The organism is Streptomyces sp. NPDC048278, assembly GCF_040652195.1.
In the GTDB taxonomy this organism is placed as follows: Bacteria; Actinomycetota; Actinomycetes; order Streptomycetales; family Streptomycetaceae; genus Streptomyces.
In genome coordinates this window covers 121,651-143,928 of record NZ_JBEZLP010000001.1, presented here as the reverse complement: position 1 = coordinate 143,928, position 22,278 = coordinate 121,651, and the positions used below count along the sequence as shown (strand labels likewise).

The window sequence follows — 22,278 nt, the reverse complement described above, 5'->3', positions numbered from 1 at the left end:
GCACCGAACCAACGCACAAGGAGTGACACCGCACGTGAATACCGCTCTCTCCGAATCCGTGTCCGAGGCGGCGCTGAACTTCGACGTGCTGCCGGACGACGTCGAGCAGTTCCGGGAGGCCGCGAAGGAATTCGCCCGGAACGTCGTCCGACCCCGTGTACAGGAACTCGACCAGAAACCGGCGGCGCATTTCGACTGGGACCTCGTCGGCCGGGGCCACCGTATCGGTCTCACCCGCGCGGCGGTCCCGAAGGAGTACGGCGGCCTGGGGGTGGGGATGCTCGGCGTCGCCACCGCGCTGGAGGAGGTGGCCGCGGTCTGCCCGGGCACGGCACTGGTCTTCGGCGCCACCCTGCTCGGTCAGGCGCCGATCCTGCTCTCCGGCGACCCGCGGCTGCAGGCCCGCTTCCTGCCGCTGTTCTCGGGCGACGAACCGGTCCTCGCCTGCAACGCGGTTACCGAGGAGGAGGCCGGCTGCGACCTCATCATCCCCTCCCAGGCCGGGCACGCGCGCAACGTGACGACCGCACGCCGGGACGGCGACCACTACGTGCTGACGGGCCGCAAGCGGTTCATCACCAACGCGAAGGTCGCCGCGTTCGCCTCCGTGTTCGCCAACATGGAGGGCAGTCCGGGCGCGACCGGGCTCACCTCCTTCATCGTCCCCCTCGACCTGCCCGGAGTGGTCCGCGGACCCGTGGCCGACAAGATGGGATACCGCGCCTGCCTCGGCAGCGAGCTGGAGTTCCACGAGGTCCGGGTGCCCGCCGAGTACCTGATCGGCGCCGAGGGCGAGGGCATGGCCCTCAACATGGCGCAGAGCAACATGGCGCGCGCCGCGGTGGCCGGCATCTCCACCGGGGTGGCGCGCAGCGCCCTGGAACAGGCGGTCGCCTGGTGCGGCGAGCGGGTCCAGGGCGGACGCCCCCTGAAGGACCAGCAGTTCACGGCGGCGAAGCTGGCCGGCATGGCCGCCAAGGTCGACGCCGCCCGCATGCTGTACCTGCGGGCGGCGGACAAGGTCGACAACGAACTGCCGCCGCCCGTCTACGAACCGGCCGCGGCCAAGCTGTTCGCGGACCGGACCGCCATCGACGTGGCGGAGACGGCCCTGTCCCTGCTCGGCGCACGCGGCTACCTGCGCTCCTACGGCCTGGAGAAGACGATGCGGGACGCGCTCGGCACCCGTGTCTACGAGGGCACCCCCGAGGTCCTGGCACTCGCCGTCACCGAGAGCCTCTACGCCCAGAAGGACGAGTGGTGAGCGCCGCCGGCCGGGCCGCCGCCCCCGCCTTACCCGGTGCCCCGGGCCCCGAGCCCGCCGCCACCCGGGACCGCCGCGCCCTGCGCTACGCCCGGGACGTCATCCGGCTCCACGACCGGCTCAGCTACCGCCGGCTGCCCCTGGAGCTCACGGGCGCCCCGCTCTCCCTCGTCGAGGACCCCGCCGGCGCACTGGTCACCGTCACCGGCCGCGACAGCCAGTTCCCGGCCCGCTACCTCAAGGGGATGCTGGGCTTCCGCCTGGCCCAGTACCTGAGGCTGAACTGGATCTCCGCCGAAGCGGTCCACCGCACCGCCGCCTTCCACGAACCACTGCCGCACTCGCCCGTGGAGAACATCCACACGGTCACGCTCTGCGCGCGCTCCGGGAAGATCCGCGGCTACGTGGGACTGGCCGGCTCGGCGGACCCCGAGAGTCTGCCCCTGGACTCCGCCTCCCGCACCCCGTTCCCGACCGAGGCGGCGCACGGCATCGACCTCCTGGGGAGGTACGCCCTACCGGGCCTGGGCACCCACCAGGCCTTCGAGTTCAAGCGGTTCCTGCGGGACCAGACGATGCCGCGGGACGAGCAGCACGCCCGTGTTCCCTGGCACCTCATGCTCGGCATCGGCGAGGCGCTGCTCGCGCTGGGCGACGGCGTGCGGGTCGTGCTGGGCGACGCCAAGGAGCACGTCGCGCTGCGCCACCTGCGGCTGGTCGGCTTCGACCTGCACGTCGTCGAGGGCACCGCGCCGTCCCTGTGCGCGTCGGACCCCATGGCGCCGATCTACCGGCAGGCGGTCGTGGCCAAGCCGTTCGCCGCCCCGGTGCCCGCCGACATCGCCTGGTACCGGGACGTGGTCCGCGCCTACCTCGACGGGACGAGCGACCTGGCCTCCTGGCAGGCCGTGATCACCACCCTGGCCGCGCGCAGGATGCGTACCGGACACCGCACCGAACCCGCACGAGGAGGGACCCGCAGGTGACGAACGGTGACAGCGGACCGATGCCGGAGACGGCCGGCGGGCCCACGGCGAAAGCCCGGTTCTACGCCGAGCTGACCGCCCGGAACGCCGGTGTGGTGCCCGAGGCCGACCAGTGGGCACTGCGCACGGCGACCGTCCTGGTGGCCGGCTGCGGATCGATCGGCGGCGCGGCGGTCGAACCGCTCACCCGGCTCGGCCTGCAGAAATTCCTCCTCGCCGACCCGGGGACGTACGAACTCAACAATCTCAACCGGCAGTCGGCGACCGTCGCCGACCTCGACCGGAACAAGGCCGCGCTGGCCGGGGACCGGGTACGGGCGATCAACCCGCACGCCTCGGTCGAGGTGTGCACCGAAGGGGTCACCGGGCAGACCGTCGAGAAGCTGACGGCCTCCTGCCAGGTGGTCATCGACGGCGTGGACGTGACGACCCCCGAGGGCTGGCGGGCCAAACTCCTGCTCCACCGCCACGCCGTACAGCGGCGGCTGCCCCTGATCACCGGCTGGGACATGGCGGGCACCCAGTACGTCCGCTGCTACGACTACCGGTACGTCCGCGAACCGTTCGCCGGGGCCGTCGGGCCCCGCGACGCGGACCGCTACGACATGTGGGACCTGCTGCGCCGGGCCGTGCCGCTGCGGCACGTGCCGACCGACATGCTGGCCGAGATCCGGGCCAACCACGCCCGGACCGACTACAGCTTCCCGCAGGTCGCCTATACGGCCATGGCGTTCGGCGTGATCAGCTCCCACATGGTGGTGCGGCTGCTGACCGGGCAGCGGGTGCGGCCCGAGGTCCGGCTCGACGTGCACCAGAAGGCCAGGCCGCTCGCGGAGCGGTGGCGCAGCCGGGCGCGGTGGCCGGTGGAACTGGGGGCGCTGCTCCCGGAGTTGCTGCGACTGGCCCGACGGTCCGGCGCGGGCCGGGCACCGCTGGCCGCGGCCGACCGCGACGTCTCCTGACCCCCGGCCCGAAGTACCGATCCCAGGCCGCGCGTTCACCGGTGACGCACCGGACGCGAACGCGCGGCCTCCTGACGCGGGCCGGGCGGGGCCGTGCCGCCGGCGCCCGCGTCGCCATCGCGACCACGGAGGTGGACATGAGTGTTCGGCAACGGAACGTGCTGTGGACGTTCTTCTGCTGTGGCCTGGGCGTGGCCATGGTGTCGCTCGACAACCTCGTCGTCATCACGGCCCTGCCGTCGATCCGCGAGGACCTCGGCGGGAGCATCCAGCAACTGGAGTGGACCGTCAACGCCTACACCCTCACCTACTCGGTGCTCATGCTGACCGGCGCGGCCCTCGGGGACCGGTTCGGGCGGCGGCGGATGTTCGGCATCGGGCTGGGCGTCTTCGTCGTCGCGTCGGCCGGGGCCGCGCTGGCGCCCGGCATCGGCGCCCTGATCGCCGCCCGTGCCGTCCAGGGTCTGGGCGCCGCGCTGCTGATGCCGCTGAACCTGACGATCCTCACGGAGGCGGCGCCGGAGCGGCGGCGCGGTGCCCTGCTGGGCGCGATGAGTGCCGTGGAGGGCGTCGCGATCGCCATGGGCCCGCTCCTCGGCGGGGCGGTGGTGGAGCACCTGAGCTGGCAGTGGATCTTCTGGATCAACGTGCCGATCGGCGCGCTGGTGCTGCCCGTCGCCCGGTGGAAGCTCACCGAGAGCCACGGCCCCAGCCCGCGCCTGGACCTGGTGGGCACGGTGCTGGCCAGTGCCGGGCTCTTCGGCATCGTCTTCGGCATCATCAACGGTCACGCCGACCACTGGAGCAGCGCGCGCGTCCTGCTGTCGCTGGCCGGCGGCGCGGCCGTCCTGATCGCCTTCGCCGGCTGGGAACTGCGGGCCGAACACCCCATGTTCCCGATGAGGCTGTTCCGCCACCGGACCTTCAGCGCGATGAACGCCGCCGGGCTGCTGATGTTCGCCGGCATGTTCGGCTCGGTCTTCCTGCTCACCCAGTTCCTCCAGGGACCGCGCGGCTACACCCCCCTGGAGGCGGGCCTGCGGATCCTGCCGTGGACCGCGGTGCCCGTCTTCGTGGCGCCCCTGGTGGGCCTGGTCTCCGACCGTGTCGGCGGCCGGACCATCGTCGCGCTCGGCCTGGCCCTCCAGGCCCTCGGACTGGGGTGGATCGCCGCCCGGGTCTCGCCCGGGGTTCCCTATCCGTCGCTGGTTCCCGCCCTGGTGCTGTGCGGACTCGGGATGACCTGCTACTTCACCCCGACCGCGAACATGGTGATGAGCGCGGTCGACGCCGGGGAGCGCGGCATGGCCTCCGGGTCGATCAGTGCGCTGCGTGAGCTGGGCGGTGTGCTCGGCATCGCGGTCCTCGCCTCGGTCTTCTCCGCGCACGGGGACCTCACCACCGCGGACCGGTTCACGGACGGCATGGTTCCGGCGGTGTGGACCGGCGTCGCCCTGATCGCCTGCGGAGCGCTGGCGGCCCTGCTGGTACCGCGGCGCCCCCGCAACGGCCGCCCCGCCGACCCCGAACCGGCCGTGCCGGGATGCGTGGGCGACCTGGTGTGACGGCATGCCCGCCATCGGCATGCCGGTCGGAGGGACGGGAGGGGACAGCGATGAGCGCACCGATCCGGGTCCTGCTGGCGGACGAACGGTCCATAGCCCGTACCGGGATCCGGTCCGTCCTCGACGGGGACGGAGGCATCGAGGTGGTCGGCGAGGCGTCCGACCTCGCGGGCGCGGTGCGCATGGCCCGTGCGCTCCGGCCGCGGCTGGTGCTCGCCGGCGTCCTCCCGGGCTCCGCCGACGCCGCGGAACTGGTCGGCGAACTCTCCGCGGGCTGCGGCGACGAAGGGCCCGCCGTGCTGCTCATGGCTCACGAGGACGTCCCGGACGCACGCGTCGCCCTCCGGGCCGGCGTGCACGGGGTCGTGCTCCACCGGGTCACCGCGGAAGAACTGCTGTCCGCCGTGCATGTCGTGGCGGCCGGCTACCGGATCTTCTTCGAGGAGCGGGATCCTCCGGGGGACGGCGGTGACCGGTTTCCCCGGGCCACTGAATTCCCCGGTGTTCCGGCGGCGGGGACGGCGGGATTCCAGTCGCTGACCCGGCGGGAGCGGGAGGTGTTCCGGCTGCTCGCCCAGGGACTGAGCAATACGGAGATCTCCGCGGTGCTGGTGCTGAGCGAGAACACCGTGAAATCCCATGTGCAACGGCTGCTGGAAAAGCTGAACCTGCGCAACCGGGTGCACGCGGTCATCCACGCCTACCGGACGGGCCTGATGGCGCCGCCCTGCCCGGAGCCCGTCCGCCGGTGGACCGGCTCCCGCGCTCCGCGGGCGCTCCAGTGAGCCTGTGGTGCTCCGCGCGAGCCCTGTTGAGCGCATGGCGCTCAACAGGGCTCGCTCCGTTGGCTGTTGTGAAGATCAGTCGCTGGATTCGAGGAGATATCCGCGTCCGTTGGCGGTCCGGACGCACAGTCCGAGGGGGACCACCTTGCGCCGGATTCTCATGATGTGGAGGTCCAGCGCGTTCTGGCTGGCCGTGCCGCGCCGGTCGCGGAGCAGGGCGATCAGTTCGTGCCGGGCCACGAGGGTGCCGTACCGGTCCACCAGCGGTTGCAGCAGGTTCATCTGGGTCGGTGACACGGGCACCATCCGGGTGCCGTACCGGAGCAGTCCGTCCTGGTCGAGGACGGGGATCCGGTGTGTGCCGGCCCGGGCCCGGAGCGCCGCGACCCGGGCGGCGAAGTCGGCTCTGCTGACCGGCGCGCGGACCCAGTCCTCCCGCGAGTCGCTCGGCACCGGCGGCGTCGCGCCGTTCTCCACCACGAGGAGGCGGAGGATTCCGCGCCGCCGCAGCTGTTCCAGTTCCTGCACCTCGACCGGCCAGCGCAGGACACGTACGTCCTGGGCGGCCGAGAATAACTGCCCCTCACTGTATTGAGGCACGAATTGACTTCTCCTTTCGGGTGACTGGAATTATGCGAGATCCTGTCGGTCTCGTTCCCCCTGCGGCATTACTACCTCACTATGCAGGGTGTTCAAGCGTCGCGGCAACAAGCGCATTAGCGGGGGCGTCGCCGGGTTATCTGCATAAAATAAGACAGGCTGTGGGCTGTTAATCGTTCTAATGGTCCTTTGTGTGGTCTCCCGGACCTGCCCGGATCTCGTGAAAAGGAGTGAAGCGCCGGACCGTTCCGGGCGAGTAGATTTCTCCGAGAAGATGTGCCGAATGAATAGGCCGCATTCTTGGACTCCGGGAAATGCATGGAAAGCGCCGAAGAAATTCTCACCTCCGGGGAATTACTGATCGCCATCATGGTGCTGGTGACGGCCGGGCTCCCTCCGGCGTCCTGGGAGACGCAGGAGAACCTCCCGCCGGCGACCCAAGGCAAGAGACAGCGACACCGCGCGGAAGGAACCCGTCATGCTGCCCGCGACCACTGAGACGAGCCGGCCCCACACCGGCCGGCGAACACCCCCGAGCGCCGAGGTGCTGGTGACGGGCCTCGGCGCGACCACCCCGCTCGGCGGCGACGTGCCGTCCAGCTGGGCGGCGCTGCTCTCCGGCCGGTCCGGCGTGACCCGCCTTGACACCCCCTGGGCCGAGCAGCTGCCCGTCCGCATCGCAGGAGGCATGCGCGAGGACCCCTCCTTACGGCTGGACCGGATCCGGCGGCGGCGCCTCGACCGCAGTCAGGCTGCCGCGGTCGTGGCGGCCGGGGAGGCGTGGACGGACGCCGGAGCGCCGGAGGTCGAGCCGGAGCGGCTCGCGGTGGTCGTGGGGACCGGCATCGGCGGCGGGCTCACCCTCCTCGAACAGGACGACCGGCTTGAGCAGCGGGGCCCGCGCGCCATCTCACCGCACACGGTGCCCATGCTGATGCCCAACGGCAGCGCGGCGGCGGTCGGCCTGCTGCTGGGGGCCCGGGCCGGCACACACGCCCCGACCAGCGCCTGCGCGTCCGGTGCGGAGGCGCTGGCGGTCGGCGCGCTGCTGATCCGGTCCGGCCGCGCGGACGTGGTCGTCGCGGGCGGCACCGACGCCTGCCTGCACCCCCTGGCGCTCGGCGCGTTCGCCCGGATGCGCGCCCTGTCCCTGCGTAACGACGCCCCGGACCTCGCGTCCCGGCCCTTCGACCAGGACCGCGACGGGTTCGTCATGTCCGAGGGCGCCGGCATGGTCGTACTGGAGCGCGCCGCCTTCGCGCGGGCGCGCGGCGCGCACGTCCACGCGGCCCTGTCCGGCGCCGGTGTCACCTCCGACGCCTACGACGTGACGCTGCCCGCCGCGGAGGGACAGGTACGGGCCATCGGGGCGGCGCTGCGGGACGCGGACCTCGCCGGAACCGACATCGGCCATGTGAACGCGCACGCCACCGGCACGCCGCTGGGGGACGTCACCGAGGCCCGCGCGGTGCGGGAGGCCGTGGGCCCGCACCCGGCGGTCACCGCCTGCAAGTCCGCCACCGGCCACCTGCTGGGCGCCTCCGGGGCTGTCGAGGCGGTCTTCACCGTCCTCACCCTGGTCCACGGCCTGGTCCCGCCGGTCCGCAACCTGAACAAGATCTCCGACGGGATCGAGCTGGACCTGGTGTCCGGCAGGCCGCGACGGGCAGGCGTCCGGGCGGCCCTGTCCACGTCCTTCGGATTCGGCGGACACAACGTGGTCCTCGCCTTCACGAGGTAGTTCCCGGGGCGGCGGCCCGTTCCCGGCACGACGTCAGAAGGCGCGCCACGGCCTCCGGGCGGGTGAGCTGGGGACAGTGACCCGCGTCCTCGATCACCGTGACCGGCGTGTCCACGGGCTCGGCGAGCGGATCCGTCGACCCGACGACGATGTGCACGGGCAGCCGCAACTCCCGCAGCACACGCCGGAGTTCGGCGCGCTGTCGGTGGGCGTCGCGCAGCGCGGCGACCGCCCGGCGTGCTGCCCCGGCGCGCCGCAGGTCCAGCGCGAGCGCCTCGCACCCCGGGCCCTCGGACAGACCGAGCGAACCGGCCAGGCGGGCGGCGGGAGCCGTGCGCAGCAGCGGTACGGCAAGCGGCGAGCGCAGCACCGCCGCGGACGGCCGTTGCAGGAAGGCCGGCGCGACCAGCACGAGCGCCGCGAGCCGCTCGGGCCGGGCCGCGGCGTAGCGCAGTGCGGGGCCGCACGCGAGGGAGTGCGCCACCAGCACCGGCCGGGTCTCCACCGGGCGCAGCAGGTCGGTGAGCCAGTCGTCGAGGGTGCCCGCGCCCGCTCCCGACCTGCCGAAGCCGGGCAGGTCGGGAGCGAGGGCGGGCGCGTCCAGGTGGTCCGCGGTGCCCGCCCAGGCGTCGGCGCTCAGCAGGAGTCCGTGCAGCAGCACGTATCCGGGGCGCCGCCGCTCTCCGGTCACCCAGGTGCGGGTGCCCGCCACGCCGTGGAAGCCGTAGGGGCGGCGGCACGTGCCGGAGCGGCCGAAGCGGGTGGCGACCAGGTCGTCGGTCCACTCACGCAGCGCCGCCTGCACGGGCGCCATGGAGAGTCCGTGCGCCGCGGACAGGGCGCGGGCGGCGGCCGTGTCGTAGCGGTCGGTCGACAGGAACGAGAGGGTCTCGGGATCCGCCCGGGTGATCGCACGGGGCAGCCTGCGCAGCAGACCCAGCGGGATCGAGCGGGTGGGGGAGCGCACCCCCATGTGCCCGGCGAGCAGGCCGACCAGCGCGTGCAGTTCGGGAGTCGAGTCGTCCAGCACCCAGTAGGTGCGGCCCGCGCTCCCGGGGTCCTGCGGAAGAGCGGCCAGGAACCGGACGAAGTGGTCCAGGGGCACCACCGGGAGGAAGACACCGGGACCGCCGGGCAGGGCCCGCAGCCGGCCCTGCCAGAGCCCGGAGACCACCTCGGCCAGGCCGAGGTACTGGCCCGGCCCGATCACCGTACTGGGATTGGCGACGCTCAGCGGAACCCCCAGCTCGCCGGCGCGGGCCCGCACCGCCGCGTCGCCCTCCTGCTTCGACGCCTCGTACGCGCCCAGCCGGCGGTAGTCCGGCGGCCCTCCGCCCGCTGCGGCCATGCGGTACCCGCTGATGTGCACCACCCGGCGCAGCTCCGGCAGGCCCGCCGCCCACGCGACCAGCTGCACGGCCCCCGTCACGTTGACCGCCCGCGCCTGCGCCGCCGTGATGCCGAACGCGAAGCGTGCGGCGGTGTTGTAGACGTCGCGGACCCCCGACAGCGCGTCCTGCGGCAGCCCCAGACCGGGGACGGTGATGTCGGCCCGGACCACCCGCAGCGCCGTGCGGTCCACGCCCTGCTCGTCGAGCCACGCCGTCAGCCCGCCACCGGAACCGCGCACGCCGGCCGCCACCCGGTGGCCCCTGCGCAGGAGTTCCGCCACCAGCGAGCGCCCGATGAAGCCCCCGGCACCGAACACGATCGAGTCGGACGAGTCGGACGAGCCAGACGAGCCAGACGAGCCAGATGGGCGAGACGAGTCGGTCGAGCCGGTGGAGTCGGTCGAGTCCGAGAGCATGCTGTCTCCTTGCCCGGTCCGCGGAGCGGCTCCCACCGTAGCGGAACATCGAGGGCGAAGCGGACGAAACGTGATCGTGGTGCACGACCGGAACGATGTGCCCAAGCGCCCCGTAAGGGGCGCGGGGAACTGCGCGAGCGGCCACGACGGCGCCGCGGCCGACCGACGGCAGACGGCGTACCGCCGCACATCCCTCCGCTCAGCCACCGCCCGCGCCCAGTTCCGCCGCCCGTCGCACGAACGTCTCGTGCAGGTCCCGCGCGGCCTGCGGCACCGACTCGGCCCGCCTGCGCTGGAGCATCAGCACCACCTCGCTGGCGTCCCCGGCCAGCGGCCGGCACACGATCGTGCCGTCGCGCTCCAACGGGTCCCCGACCACGCTGAAGTCCGGCAGCACGGTCGCGCCGAGCCCCTCCGCGACCATCAGCTTGCCCATCTCGGCCCCGTCCGTCGAGTACGAGAAGACGGGGGCGCGGTCCGCCAGCAGCCGGTGCACGTAGCGGTGCATCACATAGCCGGTGCGCATCGCGATCAGCGGCACGCCGAGCAGGTCGTCGGCCGACACCTCGGCCCGGCCGGCCAGCGGACTGTCCGGCCGTACGCACACGACCGGCCGCCCGCGCAGCAGTTCGGTGGCCTCGAAACCGGCGGGCACGTCGTCGCCGTCGAGATGGTTCACCAGCCCCAGGTCGAAACCGCCCTCGGCGAGCCCCCGGTGGATCTCCGTCTGCTGGGCGCCCACCACCTCGACCTGGGTGACCGGATGCGTGGCCCGGAAGTCCCGCAGCACCGGGACGAGCAGCGGCACGGTCGCCGCGTTGACCGTGCCGACCCGCACCATCCGGCTGATCCGGTGCTGCTCGCCCGCCGCCGCCCGCAGCCGGTCCACCGCCTCCAGCACCTCGGCGATGAGCGGCATCAGCTCCTGCCCGGCCGCGCTCATCGTCGCCCCGGTCCGCTTGCGCTCCAGCAGGTCGATGCCCAGCTCCCGCTCCAGGTTCCGCACGGTCTCGCTCAACGCGGGCTGCGACAGGCGCAGTTCGTCGGCCGCCCGGCGCAGCGAGCCGAGCCGGGTGACGGCCGCTATGTATTCCAGCTGTTCGGTCCGCACCCCGGCAGAATGCGCCGCCGTTCGAGGCGCGTTCAAGGGTTTCCCTGTCACACGTTCGTGAAATTCAATGGTCCGCGATGCGAGAACGGTCGGGTTTTCCTTGACGCCCGTCGACACCGACTGCGACCATCGACGGCATGAAGATGCGACTGGACCTCACGCGGCGACGCCACGTCGACCTCGCGCGCGTCTCCAGCGCCTCCTGTTGCGCCGTGGCCTGATCGCCGACCCACCGGGATCCGCCGCGCTCTCCGCCCGTCTTCTCCCCACCTTTCTGCTCCTTTTCCCGCCTGAATTCACCGTGCCGTGCCCGCACCGGGCCCCGTGAATTCTCGCGTGCCCGAAACTCGCAACAGGAGTTCCGCATGCCCGCCGCGCCCGTGAAATTCGCCTACTGGGTCCCCAACGTCAGCGGGGGACTCGTCACCAGCAAGATCGAACAGCGCACCGACTGGGGGTACGACTACAACCGCGAACTCGCCGTCCTCGCCGAGAACAACGGCTTCGAGTACGCGCTCAGCCAGGTCCGCTACATGGCCAGCTACGGCGCCGAGTTGCAGCACGAGTCGACCAGCTTCAGCCTCGCCCTGCTGCTCGCCACCGAGCGCCTGAAGGTGATCGCCGCCGTCCACCCCGGCCTGTGGCACCCCGGTGTCCTCGCCAAGCTCGGCGCCACCGCCGACCACCTCTCGAACGGCCGGTTCGCCGTGAACGTAGTCTCCGGCTGGTTCAAGGGCGAGTTCACCGCGCTCGGCGAGCCCTGGCTGGAGCACGACGAACGCTACCGCCGCGCCGAGGAGTTCATCACGGCCCTGCGCCGGATCTGGACCGAGGACCACACCGAACTCGCCGGTGACTTCTACCGGTTGCGGGACTTCTCCCTCAAGCCGAAGCCGCTCAACACCCCCGAGCGACCGCACCCCGAGATCTTCCAGGGCGGCAACTCCACCGCAGCCCGGGCCATGGCCGGCCGGGTCTCCGACTGGTACTTCTCCAACGGCAAGGACTTCGACGGGGTGACCGAGCAGATCAACGACGTCCGCAAGTCCGCCGCCGAAGCGGGCCGCAGGGCACCGAAGTTCGGCCTCAACGGCTTCCTCATCGCCCGCGACACCGAGGCCGAGGCCCGCGACACCCTCCGCGAGATCATCGCCAAGGCCGACAACGAGGCCGTCGAGGGCTTCGGCGCCGCCGTCAAGCAGGCCGGGCAGTCCGCCGCCGACGGCAAGGGCATGTGGCAGGACTCCACCTTCGAGGACCTCGTCCAGTACAACGACGGCTTCCGCACCGGCCTCATCGGCACCCCCGAGCAGATCGCCTGGGGGTCCCCCCGGCCGAAGGCTGGGGGAGGATCGTCGCCTACAAGAGGCTCGGCGTCGACCTCTTCCTGCTCGGCTTCCTGCACTACCACGAGGAGGTCGAGTACTTCGGCAGGCGCGTGCTGCCCCTGGTCCGGGAGCTGGAGGCCCGCGAGGCCGACAGCGCGTCCGTCTGACCGACCCCTCACCACGAAAGAGGCACCCATGGCCACCGTTCTCTCCGTCTCCGGCAGCCCCTCCGCCTCCTCGCGGACCGGCAGGCTGCTGCGCCACCTGGACCAGTGGCTGACCGCCCAGGGGCACGCGGTCGTCCCGCTGGACGTACGCACCATCCCGGCCGAGGCCCTGCTCGGCGCCGACTTCCGGCACCCGGCGATCGTCGAGGCGACCGAGCTGTTCGCCCGCGCCGACGGGGTCGTGGTCGGGACCCCGGTCTACAAGGCCTCCTACTCCGGCGTCCTCAAGGCCCTCCTCGACCTGCTCCCGCAGTACGCCCTCACCGGCAAGACCGTGCTGCCCCTGGCCACCGGCGGCACCACCGCCCATGTCCTCGCCATCGACTACGCGCTCCGCCCGGTCCTCAACTCCATGGGTGCCGCGCACATCGTCCAGGGCTGGTTCACCCTCGACAAGGACATCACCGTGCGGGAGGACGGCACGCTGGCCCTCGCACCGGCCGTCGTCGAGGCGCTCACCCCGGTCGTCGACCGGTTCTCCGCCGCGCTCGGCGGCACCCCCGTCCTCGCCGCGGCGAGCTGACCCGATGACCGCCCACGTCATCGCCGACGCCACCGAGGCCCTCGCCGTCGCGACGGCCCTGGCCGACGAGTTCCGGGCCGGGGCCGCCGGACGCGACGCCGAACGCCGCCTGCCACGGGCCGAGCTGGACCGGCTCTCGGCCTCGGGCCTGCTGGGCGTCACCGTGCCCGCCGGGCACGGCGGCGCCGACGTCGACGCCCTGACCCTCGCGGAGATCTTCCGGCTCCTCGGCTCGGCCGACGGCAGCCTCGCCCAGATCCCGCAGAGCCACTTCGTGTACGTCAACGTGATGCGCCGTCAGGGCACCGAGACACAGCGGAAGTTCTTCTTCGCGGAGCTGCTCGCGGGCGCCCGCTTCGGGAACGCCCAGTCCGAGGCCGGTACGCAGCACGTCCAGGACATCCGGACCCGGCTGGAGCGGTCGGCGGACGGGTCGTACGTGCTGCGGGGCGTCAAGCACTACTGCACCGGCGCCCTGTTCGCCGACTGGATCCCGGTCCTGGCCCGCGCCGAGGACGACAACCTGCACGTGGCGTACGTCCCCCGGGACGCCCCCGGCCTCACCGTCGTCGACGACTGGGACGGCATGGGGCAGCGTACGACCGCCAGCGGCACCGTCCGGCTGGACGGCGTGGCCGTCCCCGCCGACCGTGTGCTGCCGCACCACCTGACCTTCCGGGGACCGCAACTGCACGGCGCAGTGGCCCAGTTGCTGCACGCCGCCATCGACGTGGGGATCGCCGGGGGTGCACTGGCCGAGGCGGCGGAGTTCGTACGGACCAGGAGCAGGCCCTGGTTCGAGAGCGGGGCCGAGACCGCCGCCGAGGACCCGCTGCTGATCCAGCGGTTCGGTGAACTCGCCCTGCGTGTCCGGGCGTCCGAGGCCCTGCTGCGGGAGGCCGCCCGCGCGGTCGACGCGGCCCGCGCCGGCCTCACCGACGCGTCGGCCGCCGAGGCGTCCGTCGCCGTGGCCGCCGCGAAGGTGACCGCGGCCGACGCCGCCGTCGAGGTGGCCGGGGCGCTCTTCGAGGTGTCCGGAACCCGCTCGGCCCTCAACTCCCTCAACCTGCACCGGCACTGGCGGGACGCCCGGACCCACACCCTGCACGATCCGGCCCGCTGGAAGATCCAGCACATCGGCCGGTACGTCCTCAACGGCACCCGGCCGCCCCGCCACGGCCTGCTGTGACCCCCCGCCTCCCCGGATCGGAGACCCCCGTGTCCCTCACCTTCCACTGGTTCCTGCCCACCAACGGGGACAGCCGGCACGTCGTCGGCGGCGGTCACGGCACCCCGGCGACCGTCTCCGGACGGGACCGGCCGCCGACGGTCGCCTACCTGAGCCAGATCGCCCGGGCCGCGGAGGACCTCGGCTTCGTGGGCGCGCTCACCCCCACCGGCGCCTGGTGCGAGGACGCCTGGCTGACTACCGCCATGGTCAGCCAGCACACCGAGCGGCTGAAGTTCCTGGTCGCCTTCCGGCCGGGGTTCGTCTCGCCGACGCTCGCCGCGCAGATGGCGTCCACCTTCCAGCGGCAGACCGGCGGACGGCTGCTGCTCAACGTGGTGACCGGGGGCGAGAGCCACGAGCAGCGGGCCTACGGGGACTTCCTCGACAAGGACGCCCGGTACCGCCGTACCGGGGAGTTCCTGGAGGTCGTACGGGGGTTGTGGGAGGGCGGAACGGTCGACCTGGACGGGGAGCACCTGCGGGTCGAGGACGCCAGGCTGGCCCGGGTGCCCGAGCCGGTGCCCGAGGTCTACTTCGGGGGGTCCTCGCCGGTCGCGGGCGAGGTCGCGGCCAAGTACGTCGACGTCTACCTGACCTGGGGCGAGCCGCCGGCCCAGGTCGCCGAGAAGATCGCCTGGATCCGGGGGCTCGCCGCGGCACAGGGCCGCACCCTGCGGTTCGGGATCCGGCTGCACGTCATCACCCGGGACACCGCCGAGCAGGCGTGGGCCGAGGCCGGCCGGCTGCTGGACGGGTTCGACCCGGAGACCGTGCGGTCGGTGCAGTCGGGGCTCGCCCGCAGCGAGTCCGAGGGACAGCGGCGGATGCTGGCGCTGCACGGCGGCCGGCGGGACGCGCTGGAGATCCACCCCAACCTCTGGGCGGGCATCGGGCTGGTACGGGGCGGCGCCGGAACGGCACTGGTCGGCTCCCACGAGGAGGTCGCCGAGCGGATCAAGGAGTACGCGGCGCTGGGCATCGAGGAGTTCGTGCTGTCCGGGTACCCGCATCTGGAGGAGGCGTACTGGTTCGGGGAAGGGGTGCTGCCCCGGCTGGCCGCGGCGGGCGTGTGGCGGCACCCCGCGGGTGCGGGTGAAGTGCCGTCGGCGCAGGTGCCGTTCGCCTCCTGAGGGTTCCTGCCCCGCGGACCGCCCGCCCGTGGGGCCCCGTCGCCCGAAGAGAGCAGCAGAACTTGCGTCACTCGTCCGGCGGGCCTGGCGTGCAGTGGGTCGGCGCAGCCGGGAGCCTAGGATCCATCACCGGACAAACGGGGCATCTGCTGCCTTGTCGGCATGGGCGGGTCCACCTCACGAGCGAAGGAGACGGGATGTCGCACCGCGCCGGAAGAACCCGTTGGAGACGCTTCGCGGTGGTCCTGGTGCCCGGCGTCGCCGCCTGCGCGGCCCTCGGCGTCGCCATGGCGCAGGGAGTCCTCGCCGCCTCGTTCTTCATCTCCGGCCAGAAGTTCCAGCTGTCCGCCGGCACCCTGACCGCCCGTGGGTTCAGCCTCTACGGCATGGTCGACGTCACGCGGAAACACGAACTCGTCCCTGTCGTGGTCTCCGGTTTCCGTCACGCCACGATCTCCACGCTGTGCCAGTCCGTCGTCGTCGACGTCCCGGTGCTGGGCACGCAGACCCTGCGGCTCACCGGCGGTTCCGGCCGGCCGGTCGAGACCTCGAACTTCTTCATCGACGCGACGACCGAGTCGGTCGGCGAGGCGAGTTTCAACGGCCTGGACATCGGCGTCGCCTCGGGAGCCCTCACCAAGGGTCCGGTCAGGTCCGGCGACCGGAACTCGCAGTTCTTCGATCCCGACGGCGTCGCCCAGCAGGCGACGTCGACCACCCTGAACGACGTACGGGTGACCGCGGTCGCCGTCACCGCCGGCACCTTCAGCATCCCGGGCCTGAGCGTGCGGCTCCGGCAGGGCGACCACGCATGCTTCTGATCCCGGTGCCCGCCGCGCGCGGGGACCGGGCCGCACACCCGGGACCCGGCTCCTGCGCCCGGGACCAGCACCCCACTCATCAGGACAGGACGCGTGATCACCAACCCACTCACCGGAGGACGTGAACTGCTCGCCAGGGCGCCGGAGTTCCGGCACCGGTTCCGCACCTGGCGGGGCGAACGTCCCTTCTGGGCCGGGCTGTTCACCTTCGCCGCCGGACTGCCCATCCTCTACTGGCCCTACGCGAACCTGGATCCGGGCGGAATCCCGCTCGCCCTGTCGACCACCTCCGGCGCCGGGTCCCTGGTGATCGGAACCCTGCTCCTGGTCCTGGGCGTCGCGCTCTGCTACCGCCCCCATCTCCGGGTGTTCGCCGGGATCGCCACCCTCCTGCTCGCCGTCGTCTCCTTCCCCGTGGCGAACTTCGGCGGTCTCTTCCTCGGCGTGGCCGGCGGGCTGGTCGGCGGTTCCCTGGCCTGCGCCTGGCTGCCGCCCCCGGCCGACGAACCGCCGACGGCACCGGACCGGCAGCCGGTCGCGACGGGGGAGGACCGCGGTGGCACCTCCTGACCCGCGCACCGGCAAGGCCGGCCCGCTGCTGGGCCGGGTGACCCGGCCCGTCGCGGGAGCGCTGGCCGTGGTCGGCGTGGCCGCGCTCCTGCGCCTCGACGTGCCGCACCTGCCCGGCAGCGTCTCTGGCGGCGTTTCCGACCGTGTCTCCGGCCGTGTCGCCGCCGCACGGCTCGGATCCACGCCCCCGGTCCGTCCCGCGAAGGGCCCCTGTGTGCTCCGCGCCGACCGGCTCGTACTCCGCGGCGCAAGATTCCGCGGGGTGGTCTCGGTGCGCACCGGCGCCGGGAGCGTCCGGGCCCTGAAGTTCACCGTACGGTCGCTGGACGCCGTCAGCCTCGATCTCACCGCGGGCCGGGGCCGCGCGGCGATGCGGCTACGGGCGAGGCCGGCGACCACCTCCACGCTCAGGGGGCAGGGCAAGGGCGGGGTGGCGACCCTCTACGTCCGCAGACTGACCGGCAGGGTCACGGGCCTCGGCGGCGCCCCGCTCCCGGCGGACCGCACCATCTCCGTCACCCCCGACGCGGTACCCCGCTGGCTCTCGCACCCGGCCACCCGCACCCGCACCATCACGCTCGCCGCGGCGACCGCCTCCCAGCTCACCCAGTACGGCGGCCGGCTGTCCATCCGGGGCCCGCAACTGCGGACCACGGCACACGTCCCGCGCCGCGCATGACGCCTGGCGGGGCGGACGGGCGGGGCGGGCGAGCGGGGCGGGCGAGCGGGTTCACGCCGCTTGCAGCACGGCGTGGGCGATGCCCGTGAGGTTGCCCTGTGCGGCGAGGATCTCGTGCCGCTCCGACCCGTCGAGGCCGGCCGCGTAGACGGATCCGCCGAGGTCGGTCACGTACATGCGGCCACCGTCCGGGTCGAGGGCGATGCCGATGCCCTCCATGAGGTGGGTCAGGAGGATCTCGGACGTCCAGCGGCCGTCCGGCGGGTCCAGCGGGGCCCGGTTGACGGTGTTGCCCCGCGGCGGGTCCCCGCGGTCCGTCCAGTACAACGCCCTTGTCTTGAGGTCGAGTTCGAGATCGATCGGTTCCGGCAGTTCCTCGAACAGCACCTCGACGTCGCCGCGCCGGTCCGGCGGCCGTCCTGCCGGTAGGGCGAGGCCGGCCCGCAGGATCCTGCCGCGTCCCGCGTCGCCCGGGCCCTTCTGGGACCAGTAGAGACGACCGCCGACGGGGTCGACGGCCACGCCCACGCACCAGTTGGTCTCGTCGCGGCGGTCGTCGTCGCCCTCACCGGTCCGCACCAGCGTCTCGACGTTCGAGCCGTCCAGGTCGCAGCGCATCACGCGCATGCCCTCGCGGTCACCCCAGTACAACTTCCGGTCGGCCGCTTCGAGGTGGAGCTGTTTCGGCGTGTGCGTGACGCCCTCGGGGACGATCGTCGTCCTGTTGGCGCCGTCCAGGTCCGCGCGCTCGACGGAGCCGTCGTTCTCCGCCGGGACGCCCATGTTCGTCCAGTAGACGTGCCCGGCGCCGACGTCGACGGCGACGCCGTCGGGGATCCGGCACCCGGTGACGAGGACGGTCCGGCCCGAGCCGTCGGGGTCCACCGAGAACAGGCGGCCACCGCCGCTCGCCTCCAGCACGAACAGCCGCTCCCGGCCTCCCGTCACGGTCCCTCCTCCGCGTCCGGCCCCCGCGCGTCCCCGTCCCCGTCCCCCGCATCGTCCGGCGGCCCGGACGGGTCGTGGCGCGCGCGTACGGCCAGCAGGGCCGTGAGCATGGCGTCACGGCGGGCGGACAGCTCGTCGACCGAGCGGCCGTCCGCCTCCTTGAGGACACCGCTCACGATCGTGTCCCTGAGCTCGGGCGTGAACTCGGGGGTGCTCAACTGCGCCCAGGACCCGGCCACGCGCGGCATGAGGGTGTCCATGAAGTGCCGGATGCCGCCCTCGCCGCCGCCGAGGTGCCACAGCAGGGACGGGCCCATGACGCCCCAGCGCAGCCCCGGCCCCCAGGACACCGCGTCGTCGGCGTCGGCCACGTCGAGCACGCCCTCCTGGATCAGGTACACGACCTCGCGGTACAGCGCGACCTGGATGCGGTTGGCGACGTGCCCGGGGAGCTCCTTCTTCAGGTGGATCGGCCGTTTGCCGACCGCGGCGTAGAACGCCATGGCGTCCCGGACCGTCTCCGGGGCGGTCAGTGTGCCGCCGACCACCTCCACGAGGGGGATGACGTGCGGCGGGTTGAAGGGGTGGCCGATGACGGTCCGTTCCGGGTGCCGGCAGTCCGCCTGGATGGCGCTCATCGTGATGCCCGAGGAGCTCGACGCGATGATCGAGTCCGGTGGTGTGGCGTCGTCGAGGTCGGCGAACAGCCTGACCTTGAGCTCCGGGCGCTCGGGCGCGTTCTCCTGCACGAAGTCGGCGTCCGCGACGGCCTGCCGCATGTCCGGCGTGAAGCCGAGGCGGTCGGGTGAGGCACCGGGGGCGAGCCCGATCGCGGCGGCCGTGTCCCAGGCGCCCGCCACGTACGACCGCAGGGCCTTCTCGGCGGTGGGCGCGGGGTCGGTGGCCGTGACGTCGAAGCCACGGACGAGATAGTGCGTCGCCCAGCCGGCACCGATGGTGCCGGTCCCGACGACGGCCACGCGGTGGACGGGCCGGTGGGATGTCATGGCTGATCACCTCGGCCCCGTCGACCTTCTCCAGGACGTTCCCGAAGACGTGAGTGACCCCACGTGCTCCGTGACCACGGACAGCCGTTGTGCGGCCTGCGGGTGTTCCGCGGCCATGCCTCCAAGCTAACCGCAGAACGGTCCGACGGCACGAAATCCGGTCCCGGGGCCGTGATCGCCGGCCCCGGCCCGGGCGATGAGCCGGGTGTCAGCCACCGGGGCACCTCGTGGCGGCCTCCTCGAAGCGGCGGCCGTCCGGGAGCGTGACCGTCACCGGCCCGGGTTCGCCGGCGGGGTCGGCCGTGCGCCGGGCCGCGGCGGCCGTGCAGGCGAGCTGGCCGGCCGCGAGGCCGGGATCGCCCGGCTCACCCGCAGCGGACGACAGCCGGACGGAGACCCGGCCGCCGCTCACCGTCACTTTCACGAGGTCCGCCGAGGACGGTGTCCGAGGTACGGCGGTGGCTCCGCCGTACGCCGGGACGGCCTGGACCGCCGTCGGCGTGCCCGTGATCAGGGGCAGCCGTGTCGTCAGTCCCCTGCTCAGCTCCGCTTCGGTCGGACCCCGGAGCAGGTCCCGCACCGCCGCCCCGACATCGCCCGGCGCGGCGGTCGGGCGCTGCACGGCGACCAGGGCACCCTCGCGCACGAAGTACAGCCGCGCCGTCGGCACGACGCCACTGGCGGGACCGCCCGCCTGCACCACGCCGGTCGTGGGGATGCCGCAGGAGGCCAGGGCGCACACGGCCACGGGGAGCAGGAGCGCGCGGCGGACCCGCTGCCGGAAGCCGGTCACCGGTCCTCCGCGGGCGGTTCGTCGGCCGGCAGGGGCAGCCGTACGGTGAAGACGGCTCCGCCCCCGGGCCGGTTCGCGGCGCGGACCGTGCCGCCGTGCACCCGGACGTTCTCCGCGGTGATGGCGAGGCCCAGGCCGCTGCCCTCGGTGCGGGTGCGGGCGGCGTCCGACTTGTAGAACCGCTCGAAGACCTGCGGCAGCACGTCGTCCGGGATACCGGGTCCGCTGTCCAGCACCTCGATCACCGCGAGCCGCGCCCCGCCGGGCTCTTCGCCGTCGTACAGGCGCAGGGCGACGGGCCGGGCACCGTGCCGCAGCGCGTTGCCCACCAGGTTGGCGACCACGACGTCGAGGCGGCGCGGGTCGACACGGCCGCGCAGCGCGCCGGGCGGCGGCAGGTCGCAGTCGACCAGGCCGGCCCAGGCGCGGGCGTCGAGGCTGCGCCGCAGGGACTCGGCGAGGTCGATCTCGTCCAGGTGCAGCACCGCGGCGCCCGCGTCGAAACGGGAGATCTCCAGCAGGTCGTCCACCAGCCGGGCCAGTTTCACGGTCTCCTCGCTGATCAGACGGACGGCGGTGGCGGTGTCCGGGTCCAGGCGGGCGGCGTCCTCGTCGAGGACGTCGGTGACGGCGGACATGGCGGCGAGCGGGGTGCGCAGTTCGTGCGACACGTCCGCGGCGAACCGGCGTGCCCGGGCCTCCATGCCGCGCAGTTCGGCCACCGACTTCTCCAACGCGGCGGCCGTCTCGTTGAACGTGTGGGAGAGATCGGCGAGTTCGTCGGATCCGTCGACGGCGAGCCGGGTGTCCAGGCGGCCTTCGGCGATGCTGCGGGTGGCATGGCGAAGTGCCCTCACCGGCCGCAGCACCCCGCGGGCGGCGAGCAGTGCCAGCAGCACGGCGAGCGTCAGCGCGGGCACGGCGGCGCGTTCGGCGGCGGTGACCAGGGCGTCGACGTAGGCGCGCTCGGTGGTCTGCGGCACGGTCAGGAAGACCTGCACACCGGAGGCGTACACGCCCCGCGTGGGTGCGTCGGCGAAGGCGACCGACATGCCGACGACGAGTGCGGTGCGGTCCCCGACGGCCACCCGCTGGAAGACGGTGGCCAGGCTGGAGCCGACGGCCGCGCGGACGGCCGGGGTCAGCTCGGTGAAGCGGTCGCCGGGGACGGAGGTGGCGCTCAGCGTGCCGTAGGCGGCCAGCACCCGCCAGGTCCCGGACGGCTCGGAGCCGGCCACGTCCTGCGCGAACCGCGCCAGCGCGGCCCGGTCCGGCGGGAAGGCGAGGTCCGGGGCGAGGCGCCCGACCTGGGTGCGCAGCTGCTGGATCACGGCGTCCTGGCTCTGCTGGAGGACGCCGGTACGGGCCTCGCGGAAGGTCAGGGCACCGGTGGTGGCCGCCGTGACGGCCGCCACCAGTGTGAAGGCGAGCACCAGGCGGATCCGCAGACCGCGCAGTTGTGGGAGACGCGACCGCCTCACCGGGCGGCGAACCGGTAGCCGAAGCCGCGCACGGTCTGGACGAAGCGCGGCTCGCGCGGCGGCTCGCCCATCTTCGCGCGCAGCCGCCGCACGCAGGCGTCCACCAGTCGTGCGTCCCCGTGGTAGCTGTGCTCCCAGACCGCTTCGAGGAGCTGCTGGCGGCTGAACACCTGACCGGGCGAGGCGGACAGGGTGAGCAGCAGCCGGAGTTCGGACGGGGCGAGCGGGACCGGCACCCCGCTGCGGGTGACGGAGAGCCCGGCCCGGTCGACGGACAGCTCTCCGTAGGTGTCGATCCTCGGTATGCCGGCGTCGGCGGGCGGCCCGCCCGCCCGGCGCAGCACCGCGCGGATGCGGGCCTCGAGGACCTGTGCCTGCACGGGCTTGACCACGTAGTCGTCGGCGCCCGCCTCCAGGCCCACGACGATGTCCTCGTCGTCGCCCCGCGCGGTCGCCATGACGATCGGCAGGGTCTGGTCCAGGCCGCGGATCCGGCGGCACACGTCGAGTCCGGGCATCCCGGGCAGCATGAGGTCCAGCACCACGACGTCCGGCCGGAAGGACCGCACCCGTTCCAGCCCGTCCTCCCCGGTCGCGACGGCGGCGAGCTCGTGTCCCCGGCGGCGCAGGGCGAGGGCCACCCCCTCCCGCACGGCACGGTCGTCTTCGATCAGCAGAACGCGTGGCATGCGCTCAGTATCCGCATGAGATCCGCACAA

Annotated in this window: 21 protein-coding genes and 1 pseudogene; 14 read left to right on the top strand and 8 right to left on the bottom strand. The window is 73.2% G+C overall.

Translation table 11 applies throughout. The annotated features are described in order from the left end of the window. Positions 1-34 precede the first annotated feature (34 nt). From AB0D74_RS00675 to AB0D74_RS00655, 5 genes are all read left to right on the top strand, one after another. Entirely contained in the window at positions 35-1,264 is a 1,230-nt protein-coding gene (locus AB0D74_RS00675) for an acyl-CoA dehydrogenase family protein (RefSeq protein ID WP_362578567.1), read from the top strand. Then, positions 1,261-2,250 carry a hypothetical protein gene (locus AB0D74_RS00670; RefSeq protein ID WP_362578565.1) on the top strand — a complete coding sequence of 330 codons (990 nt, stop codon included), beginning with the start codon at positions 1,261-1,263 and terminating at the stop codon, positions 2,248-2,250. The genes AB0D74_RS00675 and AB0D74_RS00670 overlap by 4 nt, the downstream gene beginning before the upstream one ends. Next, positions 2,247-3,212 (top strand): ThiF family adenylyltransferase, encoded by a 966-nt coding sequence (locus AB0D74_RS00665; RefSeq protein ID WP_362578561.1) that lies wholly within the window; start codon positions 2,247-2,249, stop codon positions 3,210-3,212. Before AB0D74_RS00670 ends, AB0D74_RS00665 begins: the two co-directional genes overlap by 4 nt. A 137-nt stretch (positions 3,213-3,349) precedes the next feature. After that, positions 3,350-4,777, top strand: coding sequence for an MFS transporter (locus AB0D74_RS00660; RefSeq protein WP_362578558.1), 1,428 nt, complete (start codon positions 3,350-3,352; stop codon positions 4,775-4,777). A gap of 50 nt (positions 4,778-4,827) precedes the next feature. Continuing rightward, the gene (locus AB0D74_RS00655) at positions 4,828-5,562 is read left to right on the top strand and encodes a response regulator transcription factor (protein WP_362578555.1); all 735 of its coding nucleotides are present in this window, start codon (positions 4,828-4,830) and stop codon (positions 5,560-5,562) included. Positions 5,563-5,637: 75 nt separating this feature from the next. Here AB0D74_RS00655 and AB0D74_RS00650 read toward each other — a convergent pair whose 3' ends face one another. Continuing rightward, positions 5,638-6,162: a winged helix-turn-helix domain-containing protein gene (locus tag AB0D74_RS00650; protein ID WP_362578552.1), complete on the bottom strand. Its 525-nt coding sequence runs from the start codon at positions 6,160-6,162 to the stop codon at positions 5,638-5,640. A 478-nt stretch (positions 6,163-6,640) separates the two neighbouring features. On the opposite strand from AB0D74_RS00650, the gene AB0D74_RS00645 reads away from it, so the two are divergent. Next, complete coding sequence (locus tag AB0D74_RS00645; protein WP_362578549.1) at positions 6,641-7,903, top strand: beta-ketoacyl-[acyl-carrier-protein] synthase family protein; 1,263 nt, start codon at positions 6,641-6,643, stop codon at positions 7,901-7,903. Here the strand turns inward: AB0D74_RS00645 and AB0D74_RS00640 are convergent. Then, positions 7,893-9,611 (bottom strand): alpha/beta fold hydrolase, encoded by a 1,719-nt coding sequence (locus AB0D74_RS00640; RefSeq protein ID WP_362578546.1) that lies wholly within the window; start codon positions 9,609-9,611, stop codon positions 7,893-7,895. The two genes, AB0D74_RS00645 and AB0D74_RS00640, sit on opposite strands and share 11 nt — an antisense overlap. Before the next feature lie 298 nt (positions 9,612-9,909). After that, positions 9,910-10,821: a LysR family transcriptional regulator gene (locus tag AB0D74_RS00635; protein WP_362578543.1), complete on the bottom strand. Its 912-nt coding sequence runs from the start codon at positions 10,819-10,821 to the stop codon at positions 9,910-9,912. Positions 10,822-10,958: 137 nt separating this feature from the next. On the opposite strand from AB0D74_RS00635, the gene AB0D74_RS00630 reads away from it, so the two are divergent. From AB0D74_RS00630 to AB0D74_RS00595, 8 genes and pseudogenes are all read left to right on the top strand, one after another. Beyond that, complete coding sequence (locus AB0D74_RS00630; RefSeq protein ID WP_362580122.1) at positions 10,959-11,042, top strand: putative leader peptide; 84 nt, start codon at positions 10,959-10,961, stop codon at positions 11,040-11,042. Positions 11,043-11,186: 144 nt separating this feature from the next. Then, a pseudogene (sfnG, locus tag AB0D74_RS00625) lies at positions 11,187-12,316 on the top strand (dimethylsulfone monooxygenase SfnG). Between the two features lie 28 nt (positions 12,317-12,344). Continuing rightward, on the top strand, positions 12,345-12,899 hold the full coding sequence (gene ssuE / locus AB0D74_RS00620) for an NADPH-dependent FMN reductase (RefSeq protein WP_362578540.1): 555 nt from the start codon (positions 12,345-12,347) through the stop codon (positions 12,897-12,899). A gap of 4 nt (positions 12,900-12,903) precedes the next feature. Beyond that, a complete protein-coding gene (locus AB0D74_RS00615) occupies positions 12,904-14,088 on the top strand; it encodes an SfnB family sulfur acquisition oxidoreductase (RefSeq protein WP_362578537.1) in 1,185 nt (394 codons plus the stop codon). 29 nt (positions 14,089-14,117) lie between these two features. Beyond that, entirely contained in the window at positions 14,118-15,260 is a 1,143-nt protein-coding gene (locus tag AB0D74_RS00610) for an LLM class flavin-dependent oxidoreductase (RefSeq protein WP_362578534.1), read from the top strand. A gap of 197 nt (positions 15,261-15,457) precedes the next feature. After that, the gene (locus tag AB0D74_RS00605; protein WP_362578531.1) at positions 15,458-16,081 is read left to right on the top strand and encodes a DUF6230 family protein; all 624 of its coding nucleotides are present in this window, start codon (positions 15,458-15,460) and stop codon (positions 16,079-16,081) included. Between the two features lie 93 nt (positions 16,082-16,174). Beyond that, positions 16,175-16,651 (top strand): DUF6114 domain-containing protein, encoded by a 477-nt coding sequence (locus tag AB0D74_RS00600; RefSeq protein WP_362578527.1) that lies wholly within the window; start codon positions 16,175-16,177, stop codon positions 16,649-16,651. Further along, positions 16,638-17,330, top strand: a complete 693-nt coding sequence (locus tag AB0D74_RS00595; RefSeq protein WP_362578524.1) for a hypothetical protein — start codon at positions 16,638-16,640, stop codon at positions 17,328-17,330. The genes AB0D74_RS00600 and AB0D74_RS00595 overlap by 14 nt, the downstream gene beginning before the upstream one ends. Before the next feature lie 51 nt (positions 17,331-17,381). Here AB0D74_RS00595 and AB0D74_RS00590 read toward each other — a convergent pair whose 3' ends face one another. The 5 genes from AB0D74_RS00590 to AB0D74_RS00570 all read right to left on the bottom strand — a co-directional run bounded on the left by AB0D74_RS00590 (position 17,382) and on the right by AB0D74_RS00570 (position 22,248). Next, positions 17,382-18,278 (bottom strand): 3-hydroxyacyl-CoA dehydrogenase, encoded by an 897-nt coding sequence (locus tag AB0D74_RS00590; RefSeq protein ID WP_362578521.1) that lies wholly within the window; start codon positions 18,276-18,278, stop codon positions 17,382-17,384. Next, positions 18,275-19,285 carry a 3-hydroxyacyl-CoA dehydrogenase NAD-binding domain-containing protein gene (locus AB0D74_RS00585; protein WP_362578518.1) on the bottom strand — a complete coding sequence of 337 codons (1,011 nt, stop codon included), beginning with the start codon at positions 19,283-19,285 and terminating at the stop codon, positions 18,275-18,277. Before AB0D74_RS00585 ends, AB0D74_RS00590 begins: the two co-directional genes overlap by 4 nt. A gap of 208 nt (positions 19,286-19,493) precedes the next feature. Continuing rightward, positions 19,494-20,078 carry a hypothetical protein gene (locus AB0D74_RS00580; protein WP_362578515.1) on the bottom strand — a complete coding sequence of 195 codons (585 nt, stop codon included), beginning with the start codon at positions 20,076-20,078 and terminating at the stop codon, positions 19,494-19,496. Then, positions 20,075-21,511 (bottom strand): HAMP domain-containing sensor histidine kinase, encoded by a 1,437-nt coding sequence (locus AB0D74_RS00575; RefSeq protein WP_362578513.1) that lies wholly within the window; start codon positions 21,509-21,511, stop codon positions 20,075-20,077. The genes AB0D74_RS00580 and AB0D74_RS00575 overlap by 4 nt, the downstream gene beginning before the upstream one ends. 44 nt (positions 21,512-21,555) lie before the next feature. Further along, positions 21,556-22,248: a response regulator transcription factor gene (locus AB0D74_RS00570; protein WP_362578510.1), complete on the bottom strand. Its 693-nt coding sequence runs from the start codon at positions 22,246-22,248 to the stop codon at positions 21,556-21,558. Between the last annotated feature and the right edge of the window lie 30 nt (positions 22,249-22,278).

Coding starts and splice junctions, on each gene's coding strand:
- AB0D74_RS00655 (WP_362578555.1), top strand. CDS start 4,828: ATGAGCGCACCGATCCGGGTCCTGCTGGCGGACGAACGGTCCATAGCC.
- AB0D74_RS00585 (WP_362578518.1), bottom strand. CDS start 19,285: ATGACATCCCACCGGCCCGTCCACCGCGTGGCCGTCGTCGGGACCGGC.
- AB0D74_RS00645 (WP_362578549.1), top strand. CDS start 6,641: ATGCTGCCCGCGACCACTGAGACGAGCCGGCCCCACACCGGCCGGCGA.
- AB0D74_RS00660 (WP_362578558.1), top strand. CDS start 3,350: ATGAGTGTTCGGCAACGGAACGTGCTGTGGACGTTCTTCTGCTGTGGC.
- AB0D74_RS00615 (WP_362578537.1), top strand. CDS start 12,904: ATGACCGCCCACGTCATCGCCGACGCCACCGAGGCCCTCGCCGTCGCG.
- AB0D74_RS00605 (WP_362578531.1), top strand. CDS start 15,458: ATGTCGCACCGCGCCGGAAGAACCCGTTGGAGACGCTTCGCGGTGGTC.
- AB0D74_RS00630 (WP_362580122.1), top strand. CDS start 10,959: ATGAAGATGCGACTGGACCTCACGCGGCGACGCCACGTCGACCTCGCG.
- ssuE (WP_362578540.1), top strand. CDS start 12,345: ATGGCCACCGTTCTCTCCGTCTCCGGCAGCCCCTCCGCCTCCTCGCGG.
- AB0D74_RS00570 (WP_362578510.1), bottom strand. CDS start 22,248: ATGCCACGCGTTCTGCTGATCGAAGACGACCGTGCCGTGCGGGAGGGG.